Here is a 19,767-nt window from a genome sequence, read left to right as displayed (position 1 = left end):
CCGTGATACCGCGCGCCATCGCGCGCCGCCGCGCCGTCCGTTCCCGTCACCCGAAACGAGCGTCCGTGTCCCCACAGCATTTCCCGCCGCCGTCGACCACGGCCACCGTCACCGTCTTCGCCTCCCCCGAGAGCTGGATCGAGTCCGACGCCGTCCGGCAGTGCCACCAGGTGGCGGCCCTCGACGGCATGCGCCACGTCGCCGCCATGCCCGACCTGCACCCGGGCAAGGGCGCCCCGATCGGCGCCGCGATGGCCTCGACCGTGCTCTACCCGCATCTGGTGGGCTCCGACATCGGGTGCGGCATCGCCGTGTTCCCGATCGGCCTCAGGCGCGTCGTACCCGAGCGGCTCGCCGCCCGTTTCCCCGACCTGGACCGGGCGCTGGACCCCGGGCGGGACGCCGACGATCCGGCCTGGGCCGCCGCGGCCGGCGATCCGCCCGGCGGCCACGTCGAGGGCCTCGGCACGGTCGGGCGGGGCAACCACTTCGTCGAACTGGCCCGGATCGAGACCGTCTTCGCGGCGGACCACGCGGGCCGGCTCGGGCTCGCCGCCGGTGATCTCGTGCTCATCGTCCACAGCGGATCCCGCGGCCTGGGTGAGCGGATCCTGCGGGCACACACCGAGGCCCACGGCGCGGGTCCGGCCCCCGATCCGGCCGGCTACCTGGCGCGGCACGACGACGCCGTCCGCTGGGGTGCGCTCAACCGTCGGCTGCTGGCCACCCGGGTCGCCCATGCCCTGGGGGCCGAGCCCACCGCGCCGATCGTCGACCAGTGCCACAACCTGGTCGAGGTCCGTGACGGCAGCTACCTGCACCGTAAGGGCGCGGCCCCGGGTGACGGCCGCGACGTGCTGGTCGCCGGTACCCGGGGCACCCGCTCGTTCCTCGTCGCCGGCCACGCGGGCCCGGCGGCCAATTACTCGGTGGCGCACGGGGCGGGTCGCAAGATGTCCCGCGCCGACGCCCTGCGTCGGGGCCGGGCCAAGCACACGGTCGCCGAGTTGCGGCGGACGCCGGTCGGTTCGCTGGTGGTGTGCGGCGACCGGCAACTGCTCTTCGAGGAGGCCCCGACGGCCTACAAACGTATCGAGCAGGTGATCGCCGATCTGGTCGGCCACGGCCTGGCCACCCCCGTGGCGAGCACCGTCCCACTGGTCACCTACAAGACACCCGACCTCGGGTCCGAGCTCCGACCGGCACGCCGGGACGAGCGTCGGCAGCGGGGGCGGGGGCGGGGGCGGGGGCGGGGATGAGCGTCCACCTGCTCCTGTCGGCCGGTCACACCGGCGGGCCCGGCGGCCAGCACCGGAACCTCGTCCGGGGTGACGCCGTGCGGGTCGAACGTCCGCACCCACCCGAAGGGTCGGCGGCGACGACCGGGGTACGGGTCAGGAGCCGTCGCGCAGGTCGGCCAGCCGGTCGCGGGTGAAGTGGATGTCGTCGAAGGTGACCCGGCAGCCGTCCCCGATCGGCGACTGCGCCTCGAAACCGATCGTGGCGGCGGTGGCCGCACCGTCGACGGTGAAGTACCGGACCATCCGCCAGGTCCGCCCGTCGACCGAGGCGTGGTACGCGAACGCGTGGTCGATCCGGGACACCCGCAGCCACACCGAACGGCCGTCGACGACGAAGGCGTTGGCGTCGTCGGCGACCCCCCGGCCGACCACCGAGACGATCATGGGCTCGCCGTCGGGAGAGAACTCGAAGCAGAGTTTGCCCCAGTGCCGCTCGTCGACCCAGAGCAGCAGCACCCCGGCGTCGTAGGTCGCCGCGAAGTCGACGCCGACCCGGGCGCTGAACTGGAAGTCGCCGTCCGGGGGCAGACCGAGCAGGGTGGCCGCGGTGATCGTCGGCTCGGCGTGGAGCGGGTCGCCCGACGCCGGGTCGATGAAGATGTCGGTACGCGGGGCGGCCGACGCGCTCACCACACCGTCCGCCTCGGCGATCGTCCACGCCGCCTCGGGAGACGGGGACAGGGTGAACGGCAGACCCGGGACGTTCCAGGTGGTGGTCATGGCGTCCATTATCTGCCGGGGCGCCGGCACACGTTGTCCCGGTGGGCCGGTACCCGCCGTCGTCGGTCGGGACGCCTAGGGTGAGGGTATGGCTGAGCGAGGTCTGACCCTGATGGCGGTGCACGCGCACCCCGACGACGAGGCGACGAGCACCGGCGGCGTGCTGGCCCGGTATGCGGCGGAGGGCATCACCACGGTGCTGGTGACCTGCACCGACGGGCGGTGCGGCGACGGTCCCGGCGGGGTGAAGCCGGGCGATGCGGGGCACGACCCGGCCGCCGTGGTGGCGATGCGGCAGGAGGAGTTGGAGGCCAGCTGCGCGGCGTTGAAGGTCGGCCACCTGGAGACGCTCGGCTACGCCGACTCCGGGATGATGGGCTGGCCGACCAACGAGTCGCCGGGCGCGTTCTGGACCACTCCGGTGGTGGAGGCGGCGGACCGGCTGGCGGAGCTGATCCGGCACTACCGCCCGGACGTGGTGGTCACCTACGACGAGAACGGCTTCTACGGCCACCCCGACCACATCCAGGCCCACCGGATCACCATGGCCGCCGTGGCGATGACCGACATCCCGGCGAAGGTGTACTGGACCACCGTGCCGCGCACGGCGTTCGCGGAGTTCGGTCGGGTGATGAAGGAGCTGGGCGTCGAGTGGGCCGAGCCGGACGCGGCGGACGCGCCGGGGCCGCAGCTCGGTCTGCCCGACGACGAGATCACCACCTGGGTGGACACCAGCAGTTTCGGCGTGCAGAAGTTCGACGCGCTGGCCGCCCACGCCAGCCAGACCGAGAACATCTTCTTCCTGCGGATGGGCCGGGACCGGTTCGTCGAGCTGATGGGTCAGGAGACCTTCGTCCGGGTCCGCGACACCACCGGGTCGGCGCTGCCGGAGGACGACCTCTTCGCCGGCCTGCGCTGACGGCGCGAGCGGGTGTTGCCGGGGTGTTCCGTCCGTAACAGGGATGGAACGCCCCCGGCACAACTCGTCGGTCATACCATCGCCCGGATGGGCAACTCGGTATGAATAGCCATCGACAACTGTCTTCCCAGACTCTCCACAGCCGACGATGATCTCGCTATCGAAAGATGCGAGAGCATCTCGGATTGGGGAGGTCAGTTTGAGATCAGCCCTAGCGCTGGCCGGCGTCACCATGCTGGTCGGCAGCGGTCTCGTGGTCACCACCACGAGCGTGTCCGCAGCCCCACCATCCACCCCGGGGCCGGCGCTGGTCGCCGCCGCCGACACCGCCCTCAAGGATCACGCCGGAGCCGTCAGGTCCTCGGCGAAGGACCGCTACGCCGTGCACAGCAGCCGGCGGGACGCCAAGGGCGGCGGCGCGGTCCGCTACACCCGCACCTACGACGGGCTGCGCGTCTACGGCGGGGACTTCGTGATCCGCACCGAGGCCGACGGCGACTACGCGGGCAGCTCGGTCGGCCTGGCCGCTCCGCTGACCCTCGCCACCACCCCGAAGGTCACCGCCGCCAAGGCGCGCAAGGCGGCGACCGCCGAGTTCTCCGGCAAGGTCACCGGCACCGGCGCGGCGGAGCTGTTCGTCGACGCCAGCAGCGGCACCGGGCGGCTCGCCTGGGAAACCGTGGTCACCGGTTGGGCGCCGGACGGGCAGACCCCCTCCAAGCTGCACGTGATCAGCGACGCGCTCACCGGCGCCCGGATCGGCTCGTACGACGAGATCGAGTCCGTCGTCGGCACCGGCAACAGCGTCTACGCCGGCCCGGTCGCGGTCGACACTACGCTGTCCGGTGCGACGTACAGCCTGATCGACCCGACCCGGGGCAACGGTCGGACCTGCGACATGAACAACGGCACGTCGACCTGCACCACGTTCACCGACGCCGACAACGTGTGGGGCACCGGGGCACCCTCGAACCGGCAGTCCGCCGCGGTCGACGCGCACTTCGGCGCGGCGGCGACCTTCGACTACTTCACCAACGTGCACGGCCGCAACGGCATCTTCGGCAACGGCACCGGCGTGCCGAGCCGGGTGCACTACGGCAACGCCTACGTCAACGCCTTCTGGGACGGCGCGCAGATGACCTACGGCGACGGCGCGGGCAACGCCAAGCCGCTGGTCTCGCTCGACGTGGCCGGCCACGAGATGTCCCACGGTGTCACCGAGAACGTGGTGCCCGGCGGCCTGACCTACTCCGGCGAGTCCGGCGGCCTCAACGAGGCCACCAGCGACATCTTCGGCAACATGGTGGAGTTCTACGCCAACACCACCGCCGACCCGGGCGACTACCAGGTCGGCGAAAAGATCAACATCAACGGCAACGGCACCCCGCTGCGCTACATGTACAACCCGACGCTGGACGGCTCCTCGCACGGCTGCTGGTCGAGCAGCACCAACAGCATCGACGTGCACTACTCCTCCGGCGTGGCCAACCACTTCTTCTTCAACCTGGCCGAGGGCTCCGGGGCGACCTCGTACGGCACCTCGCCGCTCTGCGGGTCGGCCCCGCCGGTCACCGGCATCGGCCGGCAGAAGGCGGAGAAGATCTGGTTCCGCGCCCTGGACGCGTACTTCGTGTCGAACACCCGCTACGTGAACACCGCCCAGCCGACCAACACCGCCCGGCTGCACACCCTGTCGGCCGCCACCGACCTGTACGGCCTGTGCTCCACCGAGTACAAGGCGGTGATGGCCGCCTGGACCTCGGTGAACGTGACCGGCACCGAGTCCTGCGCCGCCAACGACTTCTCCGTCTCGGTCGCCCCGACGACGCTCACCCTCAACCCGGGTACCTCGGGCACCGCCACGGTCTCCACCACGGTCGTCCGGGGCACCGCCGAGACGGTCACCTTCTCGACCGGCCCGCTGCCGGCCGGGGTGACCGTCTCGTTCAGCCCGACGTCGGTCACCGCCGGTGGGTCGACCACCGTCACGGTCACCGCCGCCGCCACTGCCGGCAGCGGCACGGTGGCGATCACGGTGGTGGGCACCTCGCCCTCGATCGCCCGCACGGCCACCCTGAACCTGACGGTGAACGGGCTGCCGGGCTGCTCCGGCACCAACGGCACCGACGTGCCGATCGCCGACAACTCGACGGTGGAGAGCACCATCGTGATCAGCGGTTGCGCGGCGACCCCGTCGACCGCGAGCAAGGTCGAGGTGCACATCGTGCACACCTACATCGGTGACCTGGTGGTCAGCCTGGTCGCCCCGGACGGCAGCGTGTACACGTTGCAGAGCCGCTCCGGGGGCAGCACCGACAACATCGACCAGACGTACACCGTGAACCTCTCCTCGGAGGTGGCGAACGGGAGCTGGAAGCTGCGGGTCCAGGACGCGGCGAGCCTCGACACCGGTTACGTCAACAGTTGGAGCCTGAACCTCTGACAGTGGCACGGCGGGCGGGCCATCCGGGCTTCCGGGTGGCCCGCTTCGCGTCGCCGGCACGGAGTCGACCGCCCCACACCCCGCTATAGTCAAGTCTGTCTATTGGTGTCGCCGCCCCGACGCCGGCAGGTCCCCCACCACCACCCCACCACCGAGGAGGTCCGGATGACTCCGTACCGCTCCCGCCTGCGGGCCTGGGCCGTCGCGTTCCTCGCGGCGGTCGCCCTGCCGGCCGCCCTGCTCGGCCCGCCGACGTCGGCGTCGGCCGCGAACACCCTGACCATGCTCGGCGCGGACGTCTCCTCCGTGCAGCGCAGCCTGGACCTCGGCGCGCGATACTACGACGCCGGCGGCACCGCCCGCGACCCGCTCGACATCCTCAAGGGCCTCGGCGTCAACTACGTCCGGCTGCGGGTGTGGAACAACCCGGCCAGCGGCTGGAACAACAAGGCGAAGGTGCTGGCGTACGCGAAGACGGTCAAGGCCAAGGGCCTCAAGTTGATGATCGACTTCCACTACTCCGACACCTGGGCCGACCCGGGCAAGCAGTACAAGCCGGCAGCCTGGGCCAACCACGGCATCGGCCAGCTCCAGACCGACGTCTACAACTACACCTCCGACGTCTGCACCAGCCTGCGCAACCAGGGCACCACCCCGGACAGCGTGCAGATCGGCAACGAGATCAACGTCGGCATGCTCTGGAACGACGGCAAGGTCGTCAACAACGACTTCACCAACCTCAGCCTGCTGCTCAAGGCCGGCTACCAGGCCACCAAGGCGTGCAACGGCGGAACCCAGGTGATCATCCACACCGCGAACGCGGACAGCATGGACCACGCCCGCTGGTTCTACGACGGCATCCGGGCCAAGGGCGTGCAGTGGGACCTGACCGCCCTGTCCTACTACTGCATGTGGCACGGCACGCTGGCCAACCTCTACAACGTCATCACCGACGTCCGCACCCGGTACGGCAAGCCGGTGGTGCTCACCGAGACGGCGTACCCGTTCACCGCCGCGAACGCCGACAACGAGGCGAACGCGATCAACGGCACCGAACCCTGCGCGGGTCACCAGGCGAGTTGGAGCGGCCAGGCCACCGAGTTCTCCTGGGTGCAGGACACCGCCCGCAACGCCGGCGCGGTCGGGGTCTTCTACTGGGAGCCGACCTGGTACGCGGTGCCGGGAAACGGCTGGGACCCGGCGAACATCAACGGCACCGGCAACCAGTGGGACAACATGGCCATCTTCAACTGGACCGGTCAGGTGAACCCGAGCATCCGCTGGCGGCCGTAGGCCGGGCGGAAGGCTTCCGTCCCGGTCGGCGGGCCACCGGCGGTGGCCCGCCGACCGGGCACTACCCTGGCGCGGTGCGATACGACGAGTGCGATGCGGCCATCCGGGGGCTGGTCGACGCGGCCGACGAGGACGCCCTGCACGCCTTCGGGCTGGCGACCGTCACCCGCCTGTTGGCGGCCGACCTGATCGACGAGGCCGGCGCGGACGACCTCGACGAGGACGCGTGGGCGGCGCTGGCCGCCGCGCGGGAGCGGATCGCCACGGCCGACGCGGGCGAGCTGCGTTCCCACCTCGACCGCATCGACGAGGGCATCCTCGCCGACGGCGACATGGACCCCGGCCCGCTGATCGCCCTGTCGGCCCTCGAACACTGGACCACGTACCTGGAGGGGCACCGGCGCGGCGAGCTGCACGAGCTCGCCCTGCGCTCGGTCGAGGAGGTCGACCACCGGGTCTCGGCCGCGCTCGACGACTTCCTGGCCACACCGGAGATGGCCGCCGAGTACGCGCGGATCAGGCAGTCGCTGACCGGCTGACGGGTCACCGGGGCGGCGGGCCGCGCCGACGGCGGGCCGCCACCCCGGTGGGTGGCGGCCCGCCGGTGCGGACCTCAGTCCCGTGCGGTGCGCCCGCGCGCCGGCCCGGCCGTCGCCTGCCGGCCGGCGTCGACGGTCACCGGCCGCAGTTCAGCGTCAGCGGGCCCGGCGCGTTGGTCCAGACGAGCATGCCGAACGTCGTGCTGCCACCCGGGGCCAGCGTGCCGTTCCAGGAGGCGTTGCGCACCGTGACGTCGGGACCGGAGATGGTGAGCACACCGTTCCAGAGGGCCGAGATGCGCTCGTCGCCCAACCACCGCCAGGTGACCTGCCAGCCGTTGAGCGTCTCCTCGGCGGTGTTGCGCACGGTGACCGTGGCGGCGTACCCGCCGGTCCAGCGGTTGTCGAAGGTGATCGTCGCCCGGCACGACGCGGACCCGGCCGGCAGCGTCCGGACCGGACCGTTGATGACGTACGGGTCGTGCTTCTCCCCGGCGCTGAACCGGTACCAGTACTCGCTGTCCGGGGTCAGCCCGGTGACCGTGATCTCACCCTGCCGTTCCGGGCCGGACACCGCCGAGGCCACCGGGTTCAGCCAGGCCGTCGCGTCCTCCCGGCTGGCGAAGAGGACCAGGGTCATCGGCGGGTTGTAGCCGCACGGCGGGGTCATGAGCATCGAGTACCGGACGGTGATGCTCGTGGCGCTGGCCGACATGAACTGCCCGGAGACCGGCAGCGCCGGGGGGCACGCGTAGGTGGGGGTGGGAAGGGGCGTGGCCGAGAGCGCCGGCTGGGCCTGGGCGCCGGTGAGTGTGCCGGCCCAACCGGCCAGGGTCAGGGTCGTGGTCGCCAGCACCACGCCGAGCGTGCGGAGCATCCGTACCTCCGAGGGGTTGCGGGGGCACCGACGGCCGGGACGGGCCCGCGGTGCCGGATCCGGGACTGTCGCCCACCGTGCGGTGGGCGGGTGAGGTGCTGCGCGATCAGCGGCTGTCATGGCCGGGCGGATGCCGGACGGCCCGGTCGACGGGCGCGGAGGACCGACCGGTGGTCACCGTCGCGGACTGCCCGGCGCGGGGTGGCGCGGCCACCTCGCGTGTCCGACGAATCGGCGCACGAGTGGTCACGCTGGCTCCCGAGCGTGACGACGCCAGAACAGTCTGGCATTCGATGACTGTCGATGCAATGCTGTCCGATCGGGCCGCCCGGACCGGCCGACCGGCCGCTACGGACCACCCTCCGGCGTCGATCGGCCGACCGCCGACCCGGCCCGGATCAGCGGATACGCGGCGCGGCGGCGCTGTCCCGCACGACCAGATCGGTGGCGAGCTCCACCCGGGGGCTCTCGATCGTCTCGCCCCGGGCCAGCCGCAGCACGGTCCGGGCGGCCAGCATGCCCATCTCGGCCAGCGGCTGCCGGATCGTGGTCAGCGGCGGCGAGCACCAGCGGACCTCCGGCAGGTCGTCGAAGCCGACCACGCTGACGTCGTCCGGCACCCGTAGGCCACGCTTGCGGACCGCCTCGTAGACCCCGAGGGCCATCTGGTCGCTGGAGGCGAAGATCGCGGTGGGCGGTTCGGGCAGGCCCAGCAGGTGCATGCCGGCGGTGTAACCGGACTCGTGGTAGAAGTTACCCGGCCGGACCAGCCGGTCGTCGACGGCGAGACCGGCGGCGTCGAGCGCGGCCCGGTAGCCGTCCATCCGGGCCCGGCTGCACATCAGCTGCGGCGGGCCGGCGATGAAGCCGATCCGCCGGTGACCCAGGCCGAGCAGGTACTGGTTGGCGCGCAGGCTGCCCGCCCAGTTGGTCGCCCCGATCGTCGGGGCCTCCTGGGGGGCGACGCCGGCCGGGTCGACGATGACCACCGGCAGCCGCAGCCGGCGCAGCTCCGCCTGCAACGGCGGCTCCACCATCGAGGTCACGAAGATGACCCCCTCGGTGGAGCGGGTGCGCATGTTGTCCAGCCACTGCTTGGCCGACGAGGTCCGCCGGTGGATCGCCGACACGACGGTCCCGGCGCCGCTGGCCTGCGCGACGTCCTCCACGCCCCGGATGATCTCCACGGCCCAGGGGCTGTCCAGGTCGTTGAAGACCAGGTCGATCAGGGCGGACTGGGTACGGCGGGCCGCCGAGCGGGGGCGGTAGCCGTGCCGGGTGAGCAACTCCTCCACCCGTTCCCGGGTCTGCGGGGCGACGTCGGACCGGCCGTTGATCACCCGGGATACCGTGGGCACCGAGACGCCCGCCAACCGCGCGATCATCGCGATGGTGACGTTCCTGCCGTTCTCGGAGCCCACGGTCACCCTTTCGGTCGGGGGAACTACGGTCGCAGAAGGCTATCGCAGCAGGTCGGGGTCACCCCTTGACGCTGCCGGAGAGCCCACCGATGAGCTGACGTTCGGCGATGGCATAGAAGCCCAGCGCCGGGATCATCGACAACACGACGTACGCGAGCACCTTGGCGGTGTCGTCGGAGTACTGCCCCTGGAACGCCTGGACCCCGAGGGGAAGCGTCCACCAACTCTGGTCGGTGAACACCACCAGCGGCAGCATGAAGTTGTTCCAACTGCTCACCAGCGCCAGCACCGAGACCGTGGCCAGGGCGGGCCGGGCCATCGGCAGCAGCACCCGCCAGAAGAACCCGAAGGGACCGCAGCCGTCGAGGGTCGCCGCCTCCTCGACCTCACCGGGAATGCTCCGGAAGAACTGCCGCAGGATGATGATGGTGATCGGCAGGCCGAAGGCGGCCTGGGGCAGGATCACCCCGAGCGGGTTGTCCAACAGCCCCATCCCGCGCAGCAGGATGAACAGCGGCAGGATCGCCACCGCGAAGGGGAACATCAGCCCGATCGCGAAGATGGTGACCAGGAACTCCCGCCCCCGGAAGGCGAACCGCGCGAAGACGTACGCGGCCATCGCCGCCGCCGCGACCACGACGAACGTACTGGCCACGGCGATCAGGACGCTGTTGCCCACGTTGCGCCAGAACACCCCGGCGGTGAAGATCTCGACGTAGTTGCCCGGCACCCACGGGTCGGGCAGGCCGAGCGGGTTGGTGGAGAGCTGCCCGTTGTCCTTGAACCCACCGATCACCCCGAACCAGACCGGCACGACGATGAGCGCGCCGACGGCGATGCAGACGAGGTGCAACAGGAGGCGGCGGCCCCGCTGGGCCGGGTTCGCCGAGGTGGTCATCGCTGGTCTCCTTGGACGGTGAGGGCGCCCTCGGTGTCCCGACGCAGGACGACGCGCTGGTAGATGAGGGCGAAGACGAGGCTCAGCAGGAACATGATGATGCTGATCGCGCTGGCGTAGCCGACCTCGAAGCGGCGGAAGCCGAACTGGAACATCGTCACGGCCATGGTCTCCGAGGCGTGGATCGGCCCACCGCCGGTGAGCACCCAGACCATGTCGAAGAGCTGGATGGTGCCGATGACCGACAGGAACACGCTGATCCGGATGGTCGGGCCGAGCAGCGGCAGGGTGACGAGCCGGAACGCCTGCCACGCGTTGGCCCCGTCGGTGACCGCCGCCTCGTTGAGCTCCTTGGGGATGTTCTGCCGGGCCGCCAGGAAGAGGATCATGTAGAGGCCGAAGTACTTCCAGGAGACCACCAGGAAGACGGCGTACAGGACGGTGTCCGGGTCGGCGAAGACGGCCCCGGCGTCGGCCCCCAGGAACCGGGAGATGGCGTCACCGAACCCCCGGTTGGGTGAGAACACCAGGTTGAACAGCACCGCGGTGGTGACCTCGGACAGCACGTACGGGGCGAAGAAGATCACCCGGTAGATCGCGCGCCCCCGTAGCGGCTGGTTGAGCAGCATCGCCAGGCCCATCGCGACCGGCAGCTGGACCGCCAGGGAGAGCACGATCAGCACGAGCCCGTGCCACAGGTCGCCCCGGAACACCGGGTCGCCGAAGGCCCGGGTGTAGTTGTCCAGCCCGATGAAGTTCTCGGGCAGACCGAAGCCGTTCCACTTGTAGAGGCTGGCGTAGCCGGCCACCACGATGGGGGCCAGCACCAGCAGCAGGAACAGCACCAGGGACGGGGCCAGGAAGACGGCGAGGGCCCGGCGACGGCCCGGCCGGGGCCGGCGGCCGGTACGGCGTACGCCGCCCGGCCCCGGCCCCGACGGTTCGGTCACTCGGCCGCCGGGTCCCGCATTCGACAGGATCGATGGCGTGGTCATGCCTGCTCCACTCAGTTCTCGCCGGCGGCTGGTGATCGATGGGGTGGGACGGTACTACTGGGTCTTCGCCACCTGGGTGATGTCCTTGAGGATCTGCGCCGGCGACTTGCTGCCGGCGACCAGCGCGGCGACGCTGTCGTTGACCTGCTGGCCGACGGCGGGCGGGTAGGCCTGGTCGAGGTAGAGCTGGAAGCCGGTGGCGGCGGCCAGCGTCTGCGCGACGACCTTGTTGTTCGGGTCGGCGACGGCGTCGGTGGCTTCCTTGACCGTCGGCAGCACCGCGCCGGTCTTGGTGCTGCGACGCTGCACGTCGACGCTGAGCAGGGTCTTGAGGAAGTCCAGGGTGGCCGGCGGGGCGTCCTTGCCGACGGCGAAGCCGTTGCCGCCGCCGAACACCTCGGTGGCCGTGCCCTTGCCGCCGTCGACGGCCGGGAACGGGAAGAAGCCGAGCTTGTCGCCGAGCCCCTTCTTGCTGGTGGAGCTGGACGCCTGCACCGACGGGGCCCACTGCCCCATCAGCTCCAGCGCGGCACGGCCGTTGCCCATCGTGGCGGCCTGGCCGTCCGGGGAGCCGTACTCCGCGCCCAGGAAGCCCTTCTGGAACGGCTGGAGGTCGACCAGTTCCTTGAGCCGCTCACCGGCGGCCACGAAGTCGGGGGTCTCGAAGTTCTTGTCCTTGGCGGCCTGCTGGAGGGCACCGAGCCCGCCGATGCGCATGGACAGGTAGGCCCAGTAGAAGTGGGCGGGCCACTTGTCCTTGCCGGCCAGCGCGACCGGGGTGATCCCGGCGGCCTTGAGCTTGCGGACCACGTCGAGCAGCTCGGCCCAGGTGGCCGGCGGCGCGGTGATCTGCGCCTGAGCGAAGAGGTCCTTGTTGTACCAGAAGCCGACCATCCCGATGTCGAACGGCACCCCGTAGATCTTGCCGTCCACGGTGTACGGCTCCAGGGACAGCGGCAGCAGGCCGTCCTTCCACGGGGCGATGGTCTCGGTGAGGTCCTTGACCAGACCCGCGTCGACCTGCTGCTTGAGCACCCCGCCGCCCCAGGACTGGAACAGGTCGGGCGGGGAGCCGGCCTGGGTGGCGGTGGTCAGCTTGGCCTTGAACGCCTCGTTCTCCAGCGGCTGGATCTCGATCTTCACGTTGCTGTGCGCGCTCTGGTACTCCTGGGCCACCGCCGCCCAGACCGGCAGCATCGGCTCGGTGTTCTGGATGTGCCACCAGTTGATCGTCTGCGGGGCGTCCGGGTCGTCGGAGGCGTCGTCGCTGCAGCCGCTGAGCAGGTACGCGCCGGCACCGGCGCCGACGAGGCCGAGCAGCGATCTGCGGGAGAGGTGGGCGGTCATGATCCATCCCTTCGGGGGACTCACGAGGTGCTCGGGTGCCGGTCGAGCCGGCGATTTCGAAACGTGTATCTCCGGAACTTTCAGAGCGTCGCCGGTATTACCGATCGATGGCGGGCACGCTACGAGCTGTTTCCGCGCGGGTCAAGACCTCTGTCCTATCGCGGCGAAAACGGCTAGCGTGTGCAGGGCCTCACCGACCATGGCCATGATTCCGAAAGTTTCGAGAGCTGCCCGAGGAGTGCCCGTGTCGACCGACACCGCTGAAGTGGCGACCGCTGCCCGGTCGATCCGCAACCCCGTCCTCGCCGGGTTCCACCCGGATCCGTCGATCCTGCGCGTCGGCGACGACTACTACCTGGCCACCTCGACCTTCGAGTGGTACCCCGGGGTCCGGCTGCACCACTCCCGCGACCTCGTGCACTGGCGGGCGCTGGGCGGGGTCGTCACCGACCGCCGCCTGCTCGACCTGCGCGGTTGCGGTGACTCCAACGGGATCTGGGCGCCCGACCTGACCTACCACGACGGCCTGTTCCACCTCGTCTACAGCGACGTGGCCAGCTTCGCCAGCGGCTACTGGGACCCGCAGAACTTCCTGGTCACCGCGCCCGAGATCACCGGACCCTGGTCCGACCCGGTGAAGCTGCACGGGCGTGGCTTCGACGCCGCCCTGTTCCACGACGACGACGGCACCAGCTGGCTGCTCGCCATGAGCGCCGACTGGCGGCCCGGCCGGGACCGCTTCGCCGGCATCGAGATCCAGCAGTACGACCGGGCCGCACGCCGCCTCGTCGGCCGGCCCCGCATCCTGTTCACCGGCACCCCGGTCGGGGTCACCGAGGGCCCGCACCTCTACCGCCACGACGGCTGGTACTGGCTGATCACCGCGGAGGGCGGCACCAGCTGGGAGCACCAGGTCACGGTGGCCCGGTCCCGGGAGCTGTTCGGACCGTACGAGGTGGACCCGGACGGTCCGCTGCTCACCTCCGTCGGCCGGCCCGAGCTGCGGTTGCAGAAGGCCGGCCACGGCAGCCTGGTGCGCACCCCGGACGGCGGGTGGTACCTGGCCCACCTCGTCGGCCGTCCCTACTCTCCGCTGGGCAGCTGCGTGCTGGGCCGGGAGACGGCCATCCAGCGCGTCGAGTGGCCCACCGACGGTTGGCCGCGGATCCCCGGCGGCGTGCCGGCGGACGAGGTCGCCGCGCCGGACCTGCCGGCGCACCCGTGGCCGGCGGAGCCCGCCACCGACGACTTCGACGCCGCCGAGCTGGGCCCGGCGTGGTCGACGTTGCGCCGGCCGGCCACCCCGGACTGGATCGACCTGCGGTCGCGCCCGTCGCACCTGCGGGTGCACGGTGGGCAGTCCCCGGTGGGCCGGCAGGCCCCCAGTCTGGTGGCCCGGCGGGTCGGCGCGACCCGGTGCACCCTCGACACGGTGGTCGAGTTCGACCCGGTCGACCACCGTCAGCTGGCCGGCATCACCGCCTACTACAACACCCTCAACTGGCACCACCTCTACCTGACCCGGGCCGACGACGGTCGGACGGTGCTGGAGCTGCTCAGCTCGGACAACGGCCGGCGTACCGCCTATCCGGAGCTGACCGTCGACACCGACGGGGCCACCCGGGTGGGTCTGCGGGCGGAGTTCGACGGCCCGGTGGTGCGCTTCGGCTACGACCTGGGCGCGGGCTGGCAGCAGCTACCGATCGACCTGGACGCGACCATCCTGTCCGACGAGCACGCCGCCCTGATCATCGACGGCGAGCCGGCAGCCTGGGGGTTCACCGGGGCGTTCCTGGGTCTCTGGGTCCAGGACCTCGGTGGCGACGGCGGCCACGCCGACTTCGACCGGGCCACCTACCGGGAGCACTGACCGCTCCCACACCCGTCACGACCGGCTCCGGGTGGGGCCGGTCGTGGCCGTGCCCGGGATACCGGGGGGCCGGATCTCGAAACTGTTGCGACGACCGGTCGACGGCCTGACCAGGAGTTCCGGAAGTTTCGATGGTTGACCCGGTGGGCTCGCGCTCGTAACGTTCCAGTCGGCTTCCGGAAATCGATGCACAACTATCGGTTGGCTCCGGTGCGGCCCGCCACACGTCCCGCCGTGGCGGTGCCGCGCCCCTCCCCCGCCCTCGCCGCCGTCGACCCGTCGACGCGCCTCGGGAAAGGACCGCAGATGATACTCAGACGGTGGATGGCTGCCGGGTTGGTCGCCGTCGCGACCGCCGGCGTGTTGAACGCCGTACCGGCCACCGCACAGCGGCCGTACGACCCGACCGCGCAGAGCCTGCGCGCCCTGGGCCAGCGCCACGGCCTGTACGTCGGCACCGCAGTCGACATGGCGGCCCTCGACGACCCCGCCGAGCCCCGCTACCGGGAGATCGTGCGCGACGAGTTCTCCACGGTCACCGCCGAGAACGTGATGAAGTGGGAGTCCCTGGAGCCGACCCGGGGCAACTACGACTGGTCGGCGGCCGACGAACTCGTCGCCACCGCCCGACGCAACGGCCAGAAGGTCCGGGGCCACGTGCTGGTCTGGCACAGCCAACTGCCCAAGTGGCTCACCGACGGGGTCGCCGACGGCTCCATCGACACCACCGAGTTGCGGTCGATCCTGCGCCAGCACATCACCACCGTCGCCAGCCGCTACCGGGGCAAGATCTGGCAGTGGGACGTGGTCAACGAGGCCGTCAGCGACCCCTGGGACACCCCGTCCACCCTGCACTACAAGGGTTTCTGGGCCGAGCACCTCGGCCCGGGTTACGTGGCCGACGCGTTCCGCTGGGCCCGCGCCGCCGACCCGACCGCCCTGCTGTTCTACAACGACTACAACATCGAGGCGTTCGGCTCCGGCGACCCGACCAACGACAAGACCCAGTTCGTGTACGACATGGTCAAGGGCCTGCTGGCCCGGGGCGTGCCGATCGACGGGGTCGGCAGCCAGGGTCACCTGGGCACCCAGTACGGCAACTACGACACCCTTCAGGTCGCCGACGCGCTGCACCGCTTCGCCGGGTTGGGGCTGTCCACCGCGTTCACCGAGGTCGACGTGCGCAGCCGGTTGACCGACGGGGTGCAGGCCGGCGACTCCGAGGAGATCAACCCACGGCTCCAGGCGTCCGCCGCGAACTTCCACGTGCTGTTGCAGGCCTGCCTGGCCGAGCCGCGTTGCCTGTCGTTCACCGTCTGGGGGTTCACCGACCGGCACTCCTGGGTACCCGGCACCTTCGACGACCCGCCGCAGGGCCTGGCCACCATCTACGACGAGAACTACCAGCCCAAGCGGGCGTACCAGGTGATGAAGGCCGACCTGATCTACGCCGGCCCACCGTACGTGCGGATGCGGGCCACGCCGAAGCCGCGCCGGTAGGCCGGCCGGTGGGCGCCGACATCCTCGACACGGCCCGGGGCGGCGGACGGACGGTCAGCCTCACCTTCGACGACGGCCCGAACCCCACCGACACGCTGCGCCTGCTCGGCGTCCTGCGGCGGCACCGGATCACGGCCGTGTTCCTCCTCTGCGGTGGGCAGGTCGAGGCCCACCCCGAGGTGGTCCGCAGGATCGTGGCCGACGGTCACCGGCTGGGAAACCACAGCATGCACCACGACGACATGACCACCTGGTCGCCCGGCCGGATCGAGGCGGATCTGCGGGAGACCAACGAGGCCATCCGGCGGGCCGTACCGGATGCCCGGATCCGCTACTTCCGTGCGCCCTACGGGGCCTGGGGGGCGAGTCCCGGCGTCGCCGCCGCGTTGGGCATGCGACCGCTCGGCTGGCGGCTGGCCGTCGGTGACTGGGAACCGCCGGGCACCGACGAGCTCGTCCGCCGGCTCCTCGACGGGGTCACCCCCGGCGCGGTGGTGCTGCTGCACGACGGCGGCGGGGACCGCAGCCAGAGCGTCGCCGCCGTCGACCGGGTCGCGCCCGTGCTGCGCGCACGACGCTGGCGGTTCACCCTGCCGGCCGACTGATCCGCTGCCGGCCCGCCCCGGCGGATCGGGCCGGCAGCAGGCGAAACGTACCGGCCGACCGGTTACGGCCGGTGCGGGTGGTGGGTGGAGGGGTCGGGGTGTACCCGCCCACCCACCACGCCGTCGGGGTGCCGCCGGTCCACGTCCCTGGACGCGGCGGCACCCCGACCTGGACGGTCACGGCAGGCGTGACCTACCGGACGACACCCCCGCCACCACCGCTGTTGCCACCGCCGCCGCGCCGGTGCTGGTCACGGGTGCGGTCGGACCCGTTGCGCCGGCTCACCGGCTCGTGCGACGAGCCGCTGTCGCGGCCGCTGGTCCGCGAGGTGTGGGTACGGGAGGTGTGGTTACGCGAGGTGGCCCCGCCCCTGCGGTGCGAACTCGCGGTGTCGGCGACGTCCCCCCGGGCCTCCGTGTCCTGCCGGGGACGCCCCGGCTGTTCCCGGGGGCCCCGGGTGACCATGAACGCGGAGCCCGCGCCGTGCACGATCGCCCCGGCGTTGCCGGCCGTGGTGTCCTGACCCGGCGCGTAACCGACGCCCCAGGTGAGCGCGCCCGCGGCGGCCACCGCGCCGTAGGCGGCCCGCACCATGTCACCCTGCCGGCCGTTGCGCAACGAGTTGACCACCTCCTTGCCCACCACGTACATGCCGGGGCCGGCGGCCAGGGCCAGGCCCACGCTGTTGGCCACCGCGTTGCCGCGCAGGCCGGCGCTGCCCTGCACCCCGGGCGACGCGACCAACGACACGAAGTTGACGATCCGCTCGTCGTTCTCCACGACCCACCGGCCGGCCCGCTGCGCCCAGGTCTCCACCCGGTTCTGACCCAGCCGGTGCTCGCTGGTCTCCCCCGCGCCCCACTCGACGCTGATCGAGTCCCCCGGGCCGGGGCTGCTGCGGCCCGAGGAGGTCGACGAACTGTACGGCTGGCCCACCTCGGCCCGGTAGTCGTCGGCGGTGTACTGGCCGTAGCCCGACTGCACCGACGAGGTGCTCGGGGCGCCCTGGCTGTAGTTGCTCGGCGTGTAGGCGCCCGGGGTGTAACTGACCTGGCTGTAGACGCTCGGCGAGTAGACGACCTGCGGCTCGGACTCGGTCGGGGTGGGCGGGTAGTGGACGCTGTAGCTCTCGCTGCCGGTGGGACTTCCGCTCCCGCCCGGTGGTGGCTGATGGGGTGAGGACACCTGGGCTCCTTGATGCTCGACCAGCGGTTGACACGCTCATTACGACCGGCCCGGCGTCCCGGTTCAGCCGGCGGTCGGGGTTTCTCGCCAGTTCGCCTGCCACGGCGTCGCGGTGGCCTTGCCGGCGGCCCGCTCGGTGATCGCCGCGACCTCCTGCCGGGCCTGCGCCGAGATCCGCCCCGCGTCCGGCTCCTTGTACCAGGGCCGCAACGTGATCACCGCCGGCCGGATGCCGGTGGCGAGCAGCAGCGCGGTCCCCTTCGGCAGGGCCCGGATCCGGTCCGGCGGCAGCACGTGTTCCTGCCGGTACGAGGTGGACCGCGACGAACCGTCCCGGCTGCGGGAGACGCTCACCGTGCTGACGTCGTGCTGACCGACCAGCTTGGAGACCTTCTCCACGAAGTCGGCGTCGTCGAGGCCCGCGCCGAGCAGCTTGATGGTGGCGGCGCCCCACAGCGCGTCCATCCCGGCCTCACCCCAGACCCGGGACCCCTGCCGGTAGCTCTGCAACAGGGTGACCACGTTGATCCCCCGCGATCCCAGGTGCGAGTAGAGGTCCGGCAGGTCGGAGATCCGACACACGTTCGCCGCCTCGTCCAGCACCGCCGTCATCGGCGGGTCGAGCCGGCCACCCATCCGTTCGGCGGCGACCACCCCCGCCCGCAGGGTCGCGTCGGCCAGGCCGGCGATCACCCCGGCGGCGGAACCGCCGCCGTCCTTGGACAGCAGGAAGAGGGTGTCCCGGCCGAGCACGTGCCGGTCCGGGCGGAACTGCGGCAGGTACGGGTCCGGGGAGACCCAGGCGAGGATCTCCGGGTCGAGCAGGCACGCCACGCACTGCCGGGCCGTCTCGTAGATGCCGTCGCGGGTCTCCACCGCCCCGCGTACGGTGCCCTGCAACTGCTCGGCCATCGCCGCCATACCCGCGTCGCGGAGCAGGTCGATCGGGGTACGGTCGGCCGGGTCGGCCAGCCAGCCGAGCAGTTCGGCGACGGGGGCCCGGCCCCGGGCGGCGGCCAGGAAGAGCGCGGTCAGGGTGTTCTGCGCCGCCGAGATCCAGAAATCCTTCTTGGCGGTGTCGTCGTTGACCGACGCCACGAAGTGACCGGCCAACCGGCGGGCCCCCTCGATGGTGACGCAGTCGGCGAGGATGTCCCACCACATCTGGCGGGGAACGTGCGCGATGCCCTGCGGGTCGAAGGTCCACACCGTACCGACACGTTCCCGCTCGGCCCGGGTCACCGCGTACACGTCGGACTTGTTGGAGGTGAGCAGCACCGCGCCCCGGGCCCGCAGCACCCGGGGCACCGCGATGCCGGTGGACTTGCCGGCCCGGGGGGCCATCAGGTCCAGCTCCACGTCCTCGAAGGAGGAGCGCAGCTCCGGGCCGTTGGGTGACAGGTCACCGAGCAGGTTGCCGGTGTCGTCCGGGGCGAGTTGCCGTACCCCGGCCAGCGAGGGACGCAGCTCCCGGGCCCGGGCCGCGATCCCGGCGGGCGTCAGCGGGGCCAGGTCACGCACCCGGGCCAGCCCGACGCCGCGCCCGCGCAGGTCGAGCAGCCGGCGACCGACTAGCACCGCCGGCACCACCACCAGCAGCGCCACCACGAGCATCCCGGAGTAGAGCGCGTACGGTGACGCCCCGGGCCAGAGCGCGCCGGCCGCACCGGAGATCACCATGAAGTACGCGCCGAGCGTGAACGGCGGCGTCTGCCAGCCGTGTCCGGTCACCCCGGCGCCCAGGGTGCCGCCCAGCCAGGCGACCGTGAACAGTGCCGCGTTGGCGAGGACCACCAGGCAGAACGCCCAGAAGAACAGGTCCGCGCCCCGGGGCGAGCCCGACGACATCCGGC

General features: G+C 71.6%; 16 protein-coding genes. 8 read left to right on the top strand and 8 right to left on the bottom strand.

Annotated elements, in window-relative coordinates; genetic code table 11:
* Positions 1-65: 65 nt before the first annotated feature.
* On the top strand, positions 66-1,259 hold the full coding sequence (locus tag ACQP2H_RS14020) for an RNA ligase RtcB family protein (RefSeq protein ID WP_219461421.1): 1,194 nt from the start codon (positions 66-68) through the stop codon (positions 1,257-1,259).
* A gap of 135 nt (positions 1,260-1,394) precedes the next feature.
* On the opposite strand, the gene ACQP2H_RS14015 is transcribed toward ACQP2H_RS14020, so the two are convergent.
* Entirely contained in the window at positions 1,395-2,021 is a 627-nt protein-coding gene (locus tag ACQP2H_RS14015; protein ID WP_219461416.1) for a DUF1349 domain-containing protein, read from the bottom strand.
* Between the two features lie 88 nt (positions 2,022-2,109).
* Here ACQP2H_RS14015 and ACQP2H_RS14010 point away from each other — a divergent pair, with 88 nt between their 5' ends.
* The 4 genes from ACQP2H_RS14010 to ACQP2H_RS13995 all read left to right on the top strand — a co-directional run bounded on the left by ACQP2H_RS14010 (position 2,110) and on the right by ACQP2H_RS13995 (position 7,215).
* Positions 2,110-2,940, top strand: a complete 831-nt coding sequence (locus ACQP2H_RS14010; protein ID WP_433233109.1) for a PIG-L family deacetylase — start codon at positions 2,110-2,112, stop codon at positions 2,938-2,940.
* A gap of 199 nt (positions 2,941-3,139) precedes the next feature.
* Positions 3,140-5,383: a M4 family metallopeptidase gene (locus ACQP2H_RS14005; protein ID WP_357533709.1), complete on the top strand. Its 2,244-nt coding sequence runs from the start codon at positions 3,140-3,142 to the stop codon at positions 5,381-5,383.
* A 165-nt stretch (positions 5,384-5,548) separates the two neighbouring features.
* Complete coding sequence (locus ACQP2H_RS14000) at positions 5,549-6,676, top strand: glycoside hydrolase family 53 protein (protein ID WP_208566185.1); 1,128 nt, start codon at positions 5,549-5,551, stop codon at positions 6,674-6,676.
* Positions 6,677-6,750: 74 nt separating this feature from the next.
* Positions 6,751-7,215 (top strand): hypothetical protein, encoded by a 465-nt coding sequence (locus ACQP2H_RS13995; protein WP_433233106.1) that lies wholly within the window; start codon positions 6,751-6,753, stop codon positions 7,213-7,215.
* 136 nt (positions 7,216-7,351) lie between these two features.
* Here the strand turns inward: ACQP2H_RS13995 and ACQP2H_RS13990 are convergent, their stop codons facing one another.
* The 5 genes from ACQP2H_RS13990 to ACQP2H_RS13970 form a co-directional block, all read right to left on the bottom strand.
* Positions 7,352-8,092, bottom strand: coding sequence for a cellulose binding domain-containing protein (locus ACQP2H_RS13990; protein ID WP_219461403.1), 741 nt, complete (start codon positions 8,090-8,092; stop codon positions 7,352-7,354).
* Between the two features lie 398 nt (positions 8,093-8,490).
* Positions 8,491-9,477, bottom strand: a complete 987-nt coding sequence (locus ACQP2H_RS13985; RefSeq protein WP_244251979.1) for a LacI family DNA-binding transcriptional regulator — start codon at positions 9,475-9,477, stop codon at positions 8,491-8,493.
* 94 nt (positions 9,478-9,571) lie between these two features.
* Positions 9,572-10,411: a carbohydrate ABC transporter permease gene (locus ACQP2H_RS13980; protein ID WP_208566189.1), complete on the bottom strand. Its 840-nt coding sequence runs from the start codon at positions 10,409-10,411 to the stop codon at positions 9,572-9,574.
* Entirely contained in the window at positions 10,408-11,406 is a 999-nt protein-coding gene (locus tag ACQP2H_RS13975) for a carbohydrate ABC transporter permease (RefSeq protein ID WP_219461401.1), read from the bottom strand. Before ACQP2H_RS13975 ends, ACQP2H_RS13980 begins: the two co-directional genes overlap by 4 nt.
* Before the next feature lie 54 nt (positions 11,407-11,460).
* Positions 11,461-12,753 carry an extracellular solute-binding protein gene (locus ACQP2H_RS13970; RefSeq protein WP_208566191.1) on the bottom strand — a complete coding sequence of 431 codons (1,293 nt, stop codon included), beginning with the start codon at positions 12,751-12,753 and terminating at the stop codon, positions 11,461-11,463.
* 244 nt (positions 12,754-12,997) lie between these two features.
* Between ACQP2H_RS13970 and ACQP2H_RS13965 the strand changes: the two genes are divergently transcribed.
* The 3 genes from ACQP2H_RS13965 to ACQP2H_RS13955 all read left to right on the top strand — a co-directional run bounded on the left by ACQP2H_RS13965 (position 12,998) and on the right by ACQP2H_RS13955 (position 16,728).
* Positions 12,998-14,623, top strand: coding sequence for a glycoside hydrolase family 43 protein (locus ACQP2H_RS13965; protein ID WP_219461395.1), 1,626 nt, complete (start codon positions 12,998-13,000; stop codon positions 14,621-14,623).
* Positions 14,624-14,929: 306 nt separating this feature from the next.
* Positions 14,930-16,123, top strand: a complete 1,194-nt coding sequence (locus ACQP2H_RS13960; protein ID WP_433233102.1) for an endo-1,4-beta-xylanase — start codon at positions 14,930-14,932, stop codon at positions 16,121-16,123.
* Positions 16,124-16,131: 8 nt separating this feature from the next.
* Positions 16,132-16,728 (top strand): polysaccharide deacetylase family protein, encoded by a 597-nt coding sequence (locus tag ACQP2H_RS13955; protein WP_357533716.1) that lies wholly within the window; start codon positions 16,132-16,134, stop codon positions 16,726-16,728.
* Between the two features lie 193 nt (positions 16,729-16,921).
* On the opposite strand, the gene ACQP2H_RS13950 is transcribed toward ACQP2H_RS13955, so the two are convergent.
* Positions 16,922-17,914 carry a hypothetical protein gene (locus tag ACQP2H_RS13950; RefSeq protein WP_219461384.1) on the bottom strand — a complete coding sequence of 331 codons (993 nt, stop codon included), beginning with the start codon at positions 17,912-17,914 and terminating at the stop codon, positions 16,922-16,924.
* Positions 17,915-17,977: 63 nt separating this feature from the next.
* The gene (locus ACQP2H_RS13945; protein ID WP_357534028.1) at positions 17,978-19,762 is read right to left on the bottom strand and encodes a type IV secretory system conjugative DNA transfer family protein; all 1,785 of its coding nucleotides are present in this window, start codon (positions 19,760-19,762) and stop codon (positions 17,978-17,980) included.
* Between the last annotated feature and the right edge of the window lie 5 nt (positions 19,763-19,767).

This window comes from Micromonospora sp. CA-248260 (genome assembly GCF_050942205.1).
Classification (GTDB): Bacteria; Actinomycetota; Actinomycetes; order Mycobacteriales; family Micromonosporaceae; genus Micromonospora; species Micromonospora antibiotica.
This window is presented reverse-complemented; position numbering and strand designations above follow the sequence as displayed.